The organism is Aggregatibacter actinomycetemcomitans, assembly GCF_003130205.1.
Classification (GTDB): Bacteria; Pseudomonadota; Gammaproteobacteria; order Enterobacterales; family Pasteurellaceae; genus Aggregatibacter; species Aggregatibacter actinomycetemcomitans_A.
This window is the reverse complement of the sequence record NZ_NRDF01000001.1, coordinates 66,704-79,733: the sequence shown is the minus strand read 5'-3', so window position 1 is coordinate 79,733 and position 13,030 is coordinate 66,704. Positions and strand designations below refer to the sequence as shown.

Below are 13,030 nucleotides of genomic sequence, written 5' to 3'. Positions count from 1 at the left end.
TGATAATAAAGTTCATTCATCCATGAATAAACCGTGAAATTTAAGCTTTAATATCAATACGTTGCTGAATATATGTAAGCGCCTGACGAATCACTTCATCAATACTCAATGCGGTGCTATCAAGCAAAAACGCATCATCAGCAGGTTTTAAAGGGGCGACGGCACGATTTCTATCGCGCAAATCACGCGCTTTTATCTCGGCTAAAATCTGTGCAAAGTTACCACTAATCCCTTTATTTTGCAACTGGTTATAACGTCTTTTTGCGCGCTCTTCCGCGCCAGCATCTAAAAACAATTTTACTTGCGCTTCGGGGAACACCACCGTGCCCATATCCCGACCGTCCGCAATCAAGCCTTTTCCCGTAGTAGCAAAGTCACGCTGACGCTGCAATAACGCCGCCCGCACCTGTGGAAAAACCGCCACTTTTGAGGCGGCGTCGGCAACCTCCTGCGTACGAATCTGACCGCTGACATTTTCACCATTGAGCAAAATTTGTACTTCACCATCTTGCGCCACAAATTCAATTTGTAAATGTTGCGCCAACTCGGCAAGCGCAGATTCGTCCGTCAAATCCACCGCACTTTTTAGCGCCGCCAATGCCGTCACCCGATAAATTGCGCCGGAATCCAACAAGGCAAACCCCAGTTTTTCTGCCAACGCATAACATAACGTACCTTTACCGGCGCCACTCGGGCCGTCCACTGTAATGATTTTATTCATGATTTTTCTCTGTCAAAAAGGGATTGAATTTCTGTCGTCATTTTGTCAAACATATCGTAACGTTTGCGATACATAGAACGTTTTTTACTCTGAATTTCTTCTAACGGGCGACGCTCAAGTGCGGTCGGAATTTGCCAATAATTTTCCGCCAATTCGCCCTCATTTTCCTGCCAGAATTCGTCGTAGTTAAACAACAATTTCGCCGAATCGTTCCAACGGTATTTCGCTTGGCGCTTATGAGGAATGCCTTGCAAGCGACAATGTAATGCTTCCGCCAACACCTTAAACGCATTCACCAACATAAACATCGGGCGCACGCCATGCAATGCTTTCGTTGCCTGGCGCACTAAATCCTGCGCTTCATCGCCTTTTGGTCCCTGAATGGAAGCGATCAATACACGATTGTTCGCTAAAAAAGTAAAACCGGCGGAATAAATAGTACGTTGGTTCGCATCCGTTAAACCGATGGCAAAAAAGCCTTCGTAAGGGTCGATATGATTCAGCGTTAAATTCAACGCCAGCTCATCGGTTAACTGTGAGAGCAATGCCGGTTGCCGCGCGATTAACGTTTCGCATAACACCTTGCCGAACTGTTTTTCCGCCATGGAAAAATTGGTTTCAATCGCCTGCAAGCGTTGTGTCACATTAAAACCTTTATCGCAATATTGGCTTAATAACGTATTCACCCGATAAGGGTGCTGAGTAAAAATCGGCTGCCACAAGGGATTGTCGTGAATAAACTTAACCAACGCCGAACATTGCCCGGCAAAAAACAAACGACGCGCCCCATAGCGCAACCCTTCCCGCAATAATTTTAATTTACGTTTTTCAACGGGAAACATTTCATGAAATGTCGGAAAATGGAAGGTTGACACCATAAACCCCATAAAAATCAATTCAATAAATTAAGCGCAGGATTATAGCAAAAAGCCTTGTTATTTTAAATGCGCCTATGCGCCGTAAAAACACTAGGAAAAACTACCGCACTTAATCTGTCACTTCACTAAAATATGAACCCGATTAATTAACTAAAAAGCTACTCTGAATATTTCGCTACGGAAGGTAGTTAAAGTGACAAAATTTTAATCCAATATTTTATAAATTTATGCTTTACATTAAGCCAAACAAAAATATAATGCGAATCGTTTTTATCTATGGTCAGAATCTGAGGAAATACTATGTATAAAAAAACTAAGATCGCATTTTTCATTTGTACAGTGCTGTATGCACAGCATGTTCTTTCGGAAGAAAAATCAACAAGCAAATCCAATATGTTACCGGAAATTATAGTATACGGAGATAGCAATAAATCCCTTTCCTCCACCCAGGCTGTTACTTCCAATGAGATGGAAAAAATACCGACAACCAATAAGAACATCACCGATTATCTACGTTCCAATCCGCACATTCGTTATGAAGACAGCGATCAAGACGGTTTTCAGCGTGGCGAAATTAAGCCGCAAAATATCTCAATCAATGGAGCCGATGCAAATCAAACGGCTTACTTTGTCGATAACGTAAACGTAAATAATGATTTATTGATGACGATAAGCAAGGTTTTACCGGCGTGGCAAAACCGCAAGATCTCAGTAGTTTGCTGACACTTTTCCGTCTGAAACTCCAATCCGCTCCCGTTTCAGATAATGTGTTACAAAAATATCATCGGGAAACACAGGATTATTTTAAACAAATTGATGCCGAAACAAAGTTTATGCAAGCTATTTCCTATTTGCGCAGACCTAACACTGCTACGGTTTATACTCAAAATCAAAATGAACAGCTTAGCTTTACAGCTGCACAATTAAGTCAAATTTATCAAGAAAAGATTTTAGGTAAAACGGATTTCACTTATTTCATTATTGGTGATATTTCCCGATCCGAGGTCGAAAAATTGGCAAAGCGATATTTAGCGACAGTGGAAATAAAAACACAGGCCCGTGCTTATCAGCCCGGTTATATTCATACTCCTAAAAAAGCATTCATTATGCGCGGATTAAGTGAACCACGTGCTGATGTGGAAATTTATCTTACCGCTGAAAATCAATGGCATCCGGAACAGAAATATGCCTTAGAAATCCTTGCTGAAATTGTACAAGAAAAACTTCGCCTTGTTTTACGTGAAAAAGTATCGGGCATTTATTCCGTCAATAGTTGGTTCAGCCAAGATCCGCATACGCCGCAAATTGAAGGGAAAATTGCGTTCAGTTGCGCACCTAATCGTGCTGAAGAATTAATCAAATTGACCCATCAAATTTTGGATGAAATTATTGAAAACGGTATAGATGAAACACTACTTCGCAAAAAACAAGCTGAGCAACAGCAACTCATCAAACGTCAGTTTGATTCACTCGTTTCTGTGGCAGGCATGATTGAGGACAGTTATTGGCAGCAAGGCAACCCACAGTCGGTTTATTTGTATCAACGATTGGAACAGCTCGCCGACAAGCCTCACCTTGAGGCATTAGCAAGAAAAGTTTTAGTCAAAGCGGCCCGCTTTGAAGCAATTTTACGTCAATAAAAAACACCTAAAAAAATAACCGCACTTATTATGTCAGAAAAAGTGCGGTTATCTCGAAGAACGTTTTTACGCCACGAAAACCTGTTGCACCAGCAACATATACAGCACAGTGCCGGCAGCGATAGAAAGGAACATATTGCGTTTTCGGAAATGCAGCGTCAACACCACCGCGCCGGCGATAAATTCCAGCAAGCCGTGAAAACCGGTCAATACGTCAATATTCTTATAGCAATACACTACCAGCATACCAAACATGGCGGCAGGTAACACTTTGCCCAAATAACGGATATATTCGGGAATCGGGCGGTTGGCGGGGAAAATCCAGAATGGCAGCCAACGAGTGAACTGCACCGCCAATACCGCGATGGCGATAGTGAGAATCTGTTCGGTTAAGCTCATTTATTCCACCCTCTCCAATTTTGATGCCGATTTGGGGCGACGGAGTGTCAGCACCGCCCAAATACCGATTAGCGTTGGCAGCAGGAAGTAATCTTTGCCGAAAATTAACAACGCAATAAACGCAATTGCCAGCCCCAACACAGAACTCTTATGGGATTTTTCCCGTGACCAATTTTCGGCAAAAATCACTAAAAACAATGCCGTCATAGCAAATTCAATACCCTTTAGATCAAAAGGAATAATGCTGCCGAATAAATTACCGAGTACCGCACCTGCCACCCAATAGATTTGCAAATAAAAGCTGACGAAAAACATATACCAGCCGCGATCCAAGTGCGGTGGAATTTTTGCCATATAATTGAGAGAGAAGGATTCATCCACTAGGGAAGCGATGAGATATGGGCGTTTCTTGCCCAAATATTTACCGTATTTTTCCAACATGGAAATGCTGTAAAAAAGTTGTCGTCCGCTGACCATCAGTGTAATCAATAACACATTAAGCGGAGCGAAAGGTAAGGTGAGCGCGCCGGCAATAATAAATTCCACCGAACCACCGTAAATCAGCAGTGCCATTAAAAACGGATACCACACACCAAATCCTAGGGATTTCATATAAATGCCGTATGCCATACCAAGGAATAAAAAACCGGCAATCATTGGTGAACTGTACGGTAATGCCGCTTTGGCAGCGACAAATATAGGATGAGGAGTTGTCTTAACATCAGACATACGGCTAGCTCTCTTCTAATATGGATAATTCAGGTAAAGTTGAAAAGCTTTGTACTTTAACGGTTTCATAAAAATCATCAACAAAGGCAATATGCGCGTCGGCTTCACGAAAGGCTGCATAGAGATTACTGTGCAAACCTTGATGGGTGATTTTACGCGCCACAATATAACCGCGATCCAAATAAGGCTTCGCCGCCCAAAACGGCAATGCCGCCACACCACGCTTACTTGCCACCAGTTGAATAATCGCAATGGTGAGTTCACTGGTGCGACGGGTCGGGTTAATGCCTTTCGGGTGTAGCACTTTACGCAATAAATCCAGCATATCGTCTGGCACAGAGTAGGTAATCAGAGTTTGATCGGTAAAATCTTCCGCCTGCCAAATCTCTTTCGTCGCCAGGGGATGATCTTTTGCACACAAGCCGACCATTTCATACGAAAACAAAGGTTTATATACAACACCCGGATTTTCTTCCACTTCCTGCACCACCGCCCAATCGGCACGGTGGTTCAGCAATAAACCGACGGCATCGGTGTGGAATCCGGAGACAATATCCAGCTCCACCAAAGGCCAGTGTTTACGGAAAGAATCCATTGCCGGCATCAGCCAGTCGAAGCAGGTATGACATTCCACGGCAATCCGCAACTCGCCCGCATCGCCCTGCTTCACCCGTGCCAAATCGCGCTCCGCTTCAATCACTTTCGGCAGGATCTCATTGGCAAGCTGAATCAAACGCTCCCCTGCCGCCGTGAAATGCAACGGTTGGGTTTTACGCTCAAATAACGGCAAGCCGTATTGCTCTTCCAATAATTTAATTTGGTGGGACAGCGCCGATTGAGTGAGATAAACCCGCTTTGCCGCCAGGGAAACGCTGCCGGTTTCTTTCAGGGCAAGCAAGGTTTTGAGATGTCTGAGTTCAAGGAAGATCGGTTTCATGAGAAAGATTCATCTAAATTCGAAAAAGAATGAAGCCGTATCATACACGAAAACGCGCCGCACTTTAACGTTGCATAGAAGAAATCAGCAAAGAAATCGATGAAAAGTGCGGTCGTTTTTAAAAACATTTTTTATGATTGCCACCGCAAACCAATAAGACACAGGATCATTAATTTCTTTCATAAACTTTTAGAAAATTATTAATTTGCATAATAACCCGGTTTCCGTCATTCTAACCCACGTATAGACGTTTAGCCGTCTAAATCATTTAACACATTGAGGAATTAATATGACAACTTTTCATTTATCCGGCTTTCCGCGCGTGGGCGCAAAACGTGAACTTAAATTTGCACAAGAACGTTATTGGCGCGGTGAAATCGCAGAAGCCGATTTATTAGACATCGCCAAAGCCTTGCGCGAAATTAACTGGAAACACCAAGCGGCGGCAAATGCTGATTATGTAGCTGTGGCGGATTTCACCTTCTACGATCACATTTTAGATTTACAAGTGGCAACAGGATCGATTCCTGCACGTTTCGGCTTCGACAGCCAACATTTAACCCTTGACCAATATTTCCAACTGGCGCGTGGTAACAAAGACCAATTCGCCATTGAAATGACCAAATGGTTTGACACCAACTATCATTATCTTGTGCCTGAATTTCACGCGGATACCCAATTCAAAGCCAATCCGGCGCATTACGTGCAACAAATTCGCGAAGCCAAAGCCCTTGGCTTGAACGTTAAACCTACTATTGTCGGTCCGTTAACGTTCTTGTGGTTAGGCAAAGAAAAAGGTTCGGCATTTAATCGCTTTGATTTATTAAACAAACTCGTGCCGGTTTATGTGGAAATCTTAAACGCATTGGCGGCAGAAGGCGTAGATTATATTCAAATTGACGAACCGGCTTTAACCGTCGATTTGCCGGCAGAATTGGTTACTGCTTATAAAGACGTGTACGCCACATTAAGCGCACAAGTGAACGCAAAATTATTGTTAGCCACTTATTTCGGTTCTGTCGCGGAACACGCGGCATTATTAAAAGCCTTGCCGGTTGCGGGTTTACACATTGATTTAGTGCGTGCGCCTGAACAACTTTCTGCTTTCGCTGATTACGACAAAATTTTGTCGGTGGGCGTGATTGATGGTCGTAACATTTGGCGTGCGAACCTAAACCAAGTGTTGGACGTGGTAGAACCATTAAAAGCCAAACTGGGCGATCGTTTGTGGATTGCGCCAAGCTGTTCTCTGCTGCACACCCCTTACGATTTATCCGTAGAAACCCAGTTACAGGCAAACAAACCGGAACTTTATAACTGGCTTGCTTTCTGCTTGCAAAAAATCCAAGAATTACGTGTGATTAAGACCGCACTTGAGCAAGGCAGAGCCGCAGTACAAGCGGAACTCGATGCCAGCCAAGCTGCCGCGGATGCTCGTGCAACGTCAAAAGATATTCATCGTCCTGAAGTGGCGGAACGTCTGGCGAACTTGCCAAAAGGCGCGGATCAACGTAAATCCCCGTTTGCGGAACGTATCAAATTACAAAATGCGTGGTTAAAACTGCCTCTATTGCCAACCACGAATATCGGTTCTTTCCCGCAAACCACCGGAATTCGACATGCGCGTGCAGCCTTCAAAAAAGGCTCATTATCTCTTGCGGATTATGAAGCGGCAATGAAAAAAGAAATCGAATTGGTGGTGCGTGAACAAGAAAAATTGGATTTAGACGTGTTGGTTCACGGCGAAGCGGAACGTAACGACATGGTGGAATATTTCGGCGAATTATTAGACGGTTTTGCCTTCACCAAATTCGGTTGGGTGCAAAGCTATGGCTCCCGTTGTGTAAAACCACCGGTGATTTATGGCGATGTGGTTCGTCCTGAACCAATGACAGTACGCTGGTCGCAATATGCCCAAAGCTTAACGAAAAAAGTGATGAAAGGCATGTTGACCGGTCCGGTAACGATTTTACAATGGTCTTTCGTGCGCAACGATACTCCGCGTGCAATCGTATGTAAACAAATCGCCGTGGCACTTTCTGATGAAGTGTTGGATTTGGAAAAAGCCGGCATTAAAGTGATTCAAATCGACGAACCGGCAATCCGCGAAGGCTTACCGCTCAAACGCGCCGACTGGGACGCTTATTTACAATGGGCGGGCGAAGCATTCCGTTTAAGTTCAATGGGTTGCCAAGATGACACGCAAATTCATACACACATGTGTTACTCCGAATTTAACGACATTTTACCGGCAATCGCAGGCTTGGATGCAGATGTGATTACCATTGAAACCTCCCGTTCCGACATGGAATTGTTAACGGCATTTGGCGATTTCAAATACCCGAACGACATAGGCCCGGGCGTGTACGACATCCATAGCCCACGCGTCCCAACCGCCGCCGAAATCGAACACTTACTCCGTAAAGCGTTACAAGTGGTGCCAAAAGAGCGTTTATGGGTAAATCCAGACTGTGGACTTAAAACCCGCGGCTGGAAAGAAACCCTAGAACAACTGAAAGTCATGGTTGACGTCACGAAAAAATTACGCACTGAATTAGCGTAATAAATAGGTAAAAGAAAAGCTGGATTTCGAGAGAGATTCAGCTTTTTTATTTATGGGGAAAAGTGCGGTCGATTTTAGAGGTGTTTTTTTGGAGATTACCCGTATGTTGAATAAAATTGAGAAAGGATTACATAAAATTGTGCAGGGCAATAAATAGTGAGCTTGGCGAGTATCAAACTCGCACAGAGCGTTTTGTTAAACGCCGCCCTACCATTAGGCAACAAGCTCATATATTTTTAACCGATTAAATGCTCATAAAAAGCGTATACCAAGTAATTTCAGCACATAGTCACCCGAGGGTGGCTGCATACTAGCATTACATCAGGTTTAGTACACCATCTGTTTCAACACACAGTCACCCGAAGATGGCCGCTTTTGCCTAGATCTGCAAAACAATTCAAAGTCATTGTTTCAACACACAGTCACCCGAAGATGGCCGCTCAGGCAAAACGGCGCATTTATCATCACCGTTTTTGTTTCAACACACAGTCATCCGAAGATGGCCGCATATTGCTCAAAATATATTGCGCAGACGTGGGATGTTTCAACACACAGCCACCCGAAGATGGCCGCTATTACTACTAATAAATCGATTGGTGCAGGTAATGTTTCAACACACAGTCACCCGAAGATGGCCGCTCGAAAAGTTGAAAGAGCAGTTAAAACTAGAGGAGTTTCAACACACAGTCACCCGAAGATGGCCGCTACCTATATGAAAAAACAAGAAAAATCAGTAGATTACTTACTGTCTTTCGCTAACTTATTTCAAAATAGAGAGTGGAATAAGTATAACGAGCATGTCATCGTTATACAAATGAATTAACTATTGCAAATTGTTAAAGAAAATAAGGATCGCTAGCTTGCAGGAATTTGATGAGAAGCATGGGCTAGCGAACTGAATAACAAGCACATCGCTGAAGGTACGCCGTTAATACTATTAAAAAAGATAGCACCAACAAAATTCCCCAAATAAAAATGTGCCTGATGGAATAATGCAGGGAATATATTGCAGTTTCCGTATATTTTAAAAACGACTTGGATTTTGACCGCACTTTTTGTTTTTAACCAATCGGTTTTCGGAGTGACTAAAAGCATTTGTAAGTTGAATTAAACAGAACGTCGCAACCCAATCTACAGTTAACGGTTATTTTTTACGACTAACAGTAGCCCTGCACCAATGGGCAATACAGTCTGTTCAAAATCATTGTCGGCATTGATCAAAGCAATAAAATCCTGCACCTGCTCGGCATGGGATAACACGTTATCCACCACCAATACACTGCCCGGAGCTTGCAAGCACGTTTTTAAATACGTCCAATACACGGGGTAAGCGGGGCGCTCAGCATCCAGAAAAATAAAGTCATAACTGTCCTGGCTATTTTGTAAAAATGTACCCGCATCAGTACATAATGCGGTCGCTACATCAGATAATCTTGTTGTTGTAAGATGTTTCAATGCCGTTTGCCGACGCTCCTTTTCAATTTCCAAAGTGATCAAATGTCCGCTGGTTTGTTCTGCGGCATCTGCCAGCCACAAGCTGGAATAACCGCCTGATGTACCGATTTCCAACAATTTTTTTGCTTGTTTGGCAAGCACTAAGAAAGCTAAAAATTCAGCCGATTCGGGCTCGATACTGCACCAACGGTTCAATCGGTCGGGTTGCTCAATATCAGCATTATGATAGGTTTGATATAGGTTGGCGATATAGTCTTTTCTCTGTTTGTTCATACTATTTCCTTTTTTAATTTAAGGAATTAGGTGTTACTCCCTTTTGCACTGCGGGTGCTAACTAAAAGTGCGGTTGTTTTTTTCAAACGTTTTTACAAATATTCTTCAACACTAACGCCTTTGAGGTCGTCTGAATGCACGCTGATTTTGTAGTCGCCGAAGCTACTTGCGGGTGTTCCCGATTCGCCGTTGACGCGTTCGACTTTCACGGCATCAAACAGTTTGTGTGCAGGCTGGCTGCCGAAGGAGTTGTCGTGTTTGAAGACGATCAGTTTGCGCGCTGCCATTTCGCCACGGGCGGCGGAGCGGTCGTGTTCGAACATCAATTGCAGGGCTCGCCAGAGTTTTGCCAAATCGTCGTCTGAAAAACCGGTTTTGGTGGCGAGGTTGGCGGAAATGAAGCCGTGGACTCGGTAGAGGGCGTAAGGGACGATGTATTTACGTCCCATCGTGCGTTCTTTTTCCAAATCTTTTTCATTGGTTACCGCCATGCGGGTGATGGAAATTTCCAGAGGCACGATGGGGTCGATGGATTGGGCGAACGCCAGTTGCACGGCGCCGCGCACTTGCCCGCTGTTCACTTCGGTGGTCATCACCGCGCCGAAAGTGCGGATATCGAAGAAGTTTTTACACATCCAGGCGGTGATCTCGCGGGCTTTGGCTTCGTCTTTCGGCAGTTTTTTGGCTTCGGATTCGATACCCAAGGCTTCATAAGCACGTTTGTTTTGCAGATTCAGCACGCTTTTTTCTTTGACGTAGATTTCATAGCCGGGCTGATTTTCCGCGCTGATTTCGATGAAATTACGGATTTTGCGTTTCAGGCAGACATCGGTAACCAATCCTTTGCTGGATTCGGGATCGAGGCGCGGCATATTGCCCGCGTCGGGGTCGCCGTTGGGGTTGCCGTTGGTTACATCGAAAAAGTAAACAAATTCATAGCGGTTTTGGATGGCAGTCATTTTCAGGTCTCCTTAGTTTTCAATGGTTTCGGCGGATTCTTTTTCGGCAAAATAACTTTGTTTCTGGTGGTAATAGCCGATGGCGAACCTGCCCTGTTCTTCAATGCTCAAATGGCGCGGGAAGGTTTCCAGCAGTTTGGCGATAATTTCGCCCAACTCTTTTTCCCGATTCACCGCAGCGCCACCTTTGTCTTTACGTAGGCGCGACAAATGGTGTTTGGCGCCGGACAGCAGGCGCGGGAAGACGGAAAACGGCACGGCGGAGGCGGAGCCGTAATAGCGGTCGGCAATGCCGGCATTCAAATCGCCCAACGCCTGATATTGGATGCGCTCCAACACGGCAAACAACCGTCCCAGCAGATAGGCATTGTTTTCACTTTCGGTGTTTAAACTCATCGGAATCTCCTCTTTAATCAAACCTTTTCTAAAACGCCGCTGCAACACGGCTTTCATCATAGCCACGCGCAAGCCGTTCACATCGCCGTCGGCACGGACTCGGGCAATCAGTTGGGACAGCAGGCTCAATGGATACGGCGTGCCGCAGATAACGGCGCGGGTCATTTCGCCAGCCAAAATGGGCGAGATGTTTTCGCTTTTGCCTAAAACCGCCGTTTGTAACAGCAAGCGCCAAATCGACGGCGGCGTTTTCCATGCTCTCGGTTCAATCGCCAAATCCTGCCAGTGTTGCGCCAAATTCCCCGCCAACTGTCCGAAAGTCGTATCCAGCCAAAAGCGGATAGAAATTCGTGCGGCGTTCGGCGCCAGCCCCAAGATATAAAAACGGGTGTCGGGCGAGAGTTCGGGGGCGATGTCTCGCAACGGTCTGCCTTTGGCGATTTGTTCCAGCACATTGAAAATTTTGGTGCTTTCCTGCTTGTCGTCGGGCGGGGTGAACACTTGCGCGAAGAATCCTTCGGCGGCTTGGGCGGTAGCGTTGTTGGCGGCTTCCACCCAAAAGACGGTGCTGGCGTCGCCGATGGTCAGGCAGTGTCCGTTTTCGCGGCGCAGCAGATAGTTCAGCGCGGTGGTGTAGGCGAAGGCGGATTGCTCGGACACGGGGGCGTTCGCGCCTTGTTCCTTGCCAAAAGAGGCAAAGGCTTCTTGGTTGAAGGAGATAATCGAACCGCCGGAACTCTGCCCGCCGAACACGCCTTTAATCGCCGGATGCAGCCGCGCAATCGGGGCGTTTTCGCCGCTGATCAGACACAAGCCCTCAACAGCTTCGTCGCTTTTCAGACGGCCTGCCCACAAGATTTGCGCGGCGTCGCGTTTATGGATAAGTGCGGTCGGTTTTTCGAGAGAAAATGCGATGTTGGCATCAAGTATTTCAGAGGGAAGATTGGCTGCGGCAAAATTTTCAGGTAGCCAGTTTTGCAAAAACAGAAATAAGGCTTGCAAGCCTTCGTCTTCGCTGTTTTGCAGCAATTCGAGATGATATTGTTGGAAGGCGGCGAAAGTTTTTTCAGACGATGTAAACGGCTCTTCCTTCGCCTCGGCTTTGTTTTTATTGGCTTCCACGCCCAGTGTGTAGGCGGTTTTGTCCCACAGGAAATTCGGCTTCACGCCCGACGTGCGTTTTTCGGGACGCGGCACGCTCATCAATTTCGGCTGCGGCTTTTTATCGGCGGTCAGATGCGGCACAGCGGTTTTCAGACGACCTTCCTTATCCAACACCAAAATCCAGCCGATTTTCTCTTCGCTAAACCCGTAAGGCGGCACTTTCGGATTGCCGACTTCATCATTTTCTGCCGCCAAGCGGTAGTAATAGCGGGCAAGAGAGGCAAGAATCATGCTTTCACCTCCTCGGCGTGAAACGGCGGCACATCAATCACGCCGTCTTTCATTTCCGCACGGAAAAAACGCGGCGTGTTGCCGTGGTCGAAATCAATATCGTGCAGCATCCAGCCCAAATCGCGGTGGCGTTCGTCTGCCGATAACGCCGATTCGGGCAGCAGCTCGCCTTCGTCAATAAAGGCAAAATCAGCGGGAAACTCGCGTACGCCCATACAAGGCTGCTGGAAACACTGCCCTTTCTTAGCGCGGCGTTTGAACATCTCAATATGCTTGGTAACGGTCTCATCCGCACCCGCTTTCGCCGTCAGCACCGCGCGCGCCTCAATCACATACGCCACGTCTTTCAACACCGTTGCCGCACGCTGTTGGCGGTCTTCCTCAATCAGCGTGTATAAATCGGCAACGCTCTTGCGCTTCATCGCCCCACCGACCTTACCCGCCGAAATCTTGCCGCCCAATTCATTGCGCCGCACTGACTCAAAGCGAATCGGCTTCAACACATAAATCCTGTCAATCACCCAGCGAATTGCCGGTTTCCAATGCACCGCCGCCAAAATCCCACGCGCGGCAGACGGCGTGATCACATCATAAGACACCCGCTCCACCTTCATCTCCGGACGGGTAAAACAGGCATAATCGCCCCAAATGTGCAGGCGGATTCGGTTCATTTGGTTCTCCTTTT

At 46.0% G+C, this 13,030-nt stretch carries 9 protein-coding genes, 1 tRNA gene, 3 pseudogenes and 1 CRISPR repeat array; of the genes and pseudogenes, 3 read left to right on the top strand and 10 right to left on the bottom strand.

Annotated elements, in window-relative coordinates; all coding sequences use genetic code 11:
• Nucleotides 1–40: 40 nt before the first annotated feature.
• Nucleotides 41–724 carry a (d)CMP kinase gene (gene cmk, locus DK423_RS00410; protein ID WP_176607396.1) on the bottom strand — a complete coding sequence of 228 codons (684 nt, stop codon included), beginning with the start codon at nucleotides 722–724 and terminating at the stop codon, nucleotides 41–43.
• Nucleotides 714–1,608, bottom strand: a pseudogene (locus DK423_RS00405) (VirK/YbjX family protein). Before DK423_RS00405 ends, cmk begins: the two are co-directional and overlap by 11 nt.
• Nucleotides 1,609–1,899: 291 nt before the next feature.
• Between DK423_RS00405 and DK423_RS00400 the strand changes: the two are divergent.
• Nucleotides 1,900–2,259: pseudogene (locus DK423_RS00400) on the top strand (TonB-dependent receptor plug domain-containing protein); the annotation flags it as partial.
• Nucleotides 2,259–3,239 (top strand): annotated as a pseudogene (locus tag DK423_RS00395) (insulinase family protein); the annotation flags it as partial. The pseudogenes DK423_RS00400 and DK423_RS00395, both read left to right, overlap by 1 nt.
• A 66-nt stretch (nucleotides 3,240–3,305) precedes the next feature.
• Here the strand turns inward: DK423_RS00395 and DK423_RS00390 are convergent.
• Genes DK423_RS00390 through DK423_RS00380 form a run of 3 tightly spaced genes read right to left on the bottom strand, consistent with a single transcriptional unit; the run spans nucleotide 3,306 to nucleotide 5,304 of the window.
• The gene (locus DK423_RS00390; RefSeq protein ID WP_005556504.1) at nucleotides 3,306–3,638 is read right to left on the bottom strand and encodes a branched-chain amino acid transporter permease; all 333 of its coding nucleotides are present in this window, start codon (nucleotides 3,636–3,638) and stop codon (nucleotides 3,306–3,308) included.
• A complete protein-coding gene (locus DK423_RS00385; protein ID WP_005556502.1) occupies nucleotides 3,639–4,367 on the bottom strand; it encodes an AzlC family ABC transporter permease in 729 nt (242 codons plus the stop codon).
• A 4-nt stretch (nucleotides 4,368–4,371) separates the two neighbouring features.
• Nucleotides 4,372–5,304 carry a LysR family transcriptional regulator gene (locus DK423_RS00380; RefSeq protein WP_005556500.1) on the bottom strand — a complete coding sequence of 311 codons (933 nt, stop codon included), beginning with the start codon at nucleotides 5,302–5,304 and terminating at the stop codon, nucleotides 4,372–4,374.
• A gap of 289 nt (nucleotides 5,305–5,593) precedes the next feature.
• Here DK423_RS00380 and metE point away from each other — a divergent pair, with 289 nt between their 5' ends.
• Nucleotides 5,594–7,867: a 5-methyltetrahydropteroyltriglutamate--homocysteine S-methyltransferase gene (gene metE / locus DK423_RS00375; RefSeq protein WP_005556496.1), complete on the top strand. Its 2,274-nt coding sequence runs from the start codon at nucleotides 5,594–5,596 to the stop codon at nucleotides 7,865–7,867.
• Between the two features lie 157 nt (nucleotides 7,868–8,024).
• Here metE and DK423_RS10985 read toward each other — a convergent pair.
• From DK423_RS10985 to cas5c, 5 genes are all read right to left on the bottom strand, one after another.
• A tRNA-Val gene (locus tag DK423_RS10985) sits at nucleotides 8,025–8,095 on the bottom strand.
• A gap of 113 nt (nucleotides 8,096–8,208) precedes the next feature.
• Nucleotides 8,209–8,573: direct repeats of the CRISPR family, unit length 33 nt; unit sequence GTTTCAACACACAGTCACCCGAAGATGGCCGCT.
• A 431-nt stretch (nucleotides 8,574–9,004) separates the two neighbouring features.
• On the bottom strand, nucleotides 9,005–9,595 hold the full coding sequence (locus DK423_RS00370) for an O-methyltransferase (protein ID WP_005556493.1): 591 nt from the start codon (nucleotides 9,593–9,595) through the stop codon (nucleotides 9,005–9,007).
• 92 nt (nucleotides 9,596–9,687) lie between these two features.
• A complete protein-coding gene (gene cas7c / locus DK423_RS00365) occupies nucleotides 9,688–10,554 on the bottom strand; it encodes a type I-C CRISPR-associated protein Cas7/Csd2 (protein WP_005556491.1) in 867 nt (288 codons plus the stop codon).
• 12 nt (nucleotides 10,555–10,566) lie between these two features.
• On the bottom strand, nucleotides 10,567–12,345 hold the full coding sequence (gene cas8c, locus DK423_RS00360) for a type I-C CRISPR-associated protein Cas8c/Csd1 (protein ID WP_061885970.1): 1,779 nt from the start codon (nucleotides 12,343–12,345) through the stop codon (nucleotides 10,567–10,569).
• Entirely contained in the window at nucleotides 12,342–13,016 is a 675-nt protein-coding gene (gene cas5c / locus DK423_RS00355; RefSeq protein ID WP_005556486.1) for a type I-C CRISPR-associated protein Cas5c, read from the bottom strand. Before cas5c ends, cas8c begins: the two co-directional genes overlap by 4 nt.
• Nucleotides 13,017–13,030 lie beyond the last annotated feature (14 nt).

Coding starts and splice junctions, on each gene's coding strand:
- DK423_RS00390 (WP_005556504.1), bottom strand. CDS start 3,638: ATGAGCTTAACCGAACAGATTCTCACTATCGCCATCGCGGTATTGGCG.
- DK423_RS00385 (WP_005556502.1), bottom strand. CDS start 4,367: ATGTCTGATGTTAAGACAACTCCTCATCCTATATTTGTCGCTGCCAAA.
- DK423_RS00380 (WP_005556500.1), bottom strand. CDS start 5,304: ATGAAACCGATCTTCCTTGAACTCAGACATCTCAAAACCTTGCTTGCC.
- metE (WP_005556496.1), top strand. CDS start 5,594: ATGACAACTTTTCATTTATCCGGCTTTCCGCGCGTGGGCGCAAAACGT.
- DK423_RS00370 (WP_005556493.1), bottom strand. CDS start 9,595: ATGAACAAACAGAGAAAAGACTATATCGCCAACCTATATCAAACCTAT.
- cas7c (WP_005556491.1), bottom strand. CDS start 10,554: ATGACTGCCATCCAAAACCGCTATGAATTTGTTTACTTTTTCGATGTA.
- cas8c (WP_061885970.1), bottom strand. CDS start 12,345: ATGATTCTTGCCTCTCTTGCCCGCTATTACTACCGCTTGGCGGCAGAA.
- cas5c (WP_005556486.1), bottom strand. CDS start 13,016: ATGAACCGAATCCGCCTGCACATTTGGGGCGATTATGCCTGTTTTACC.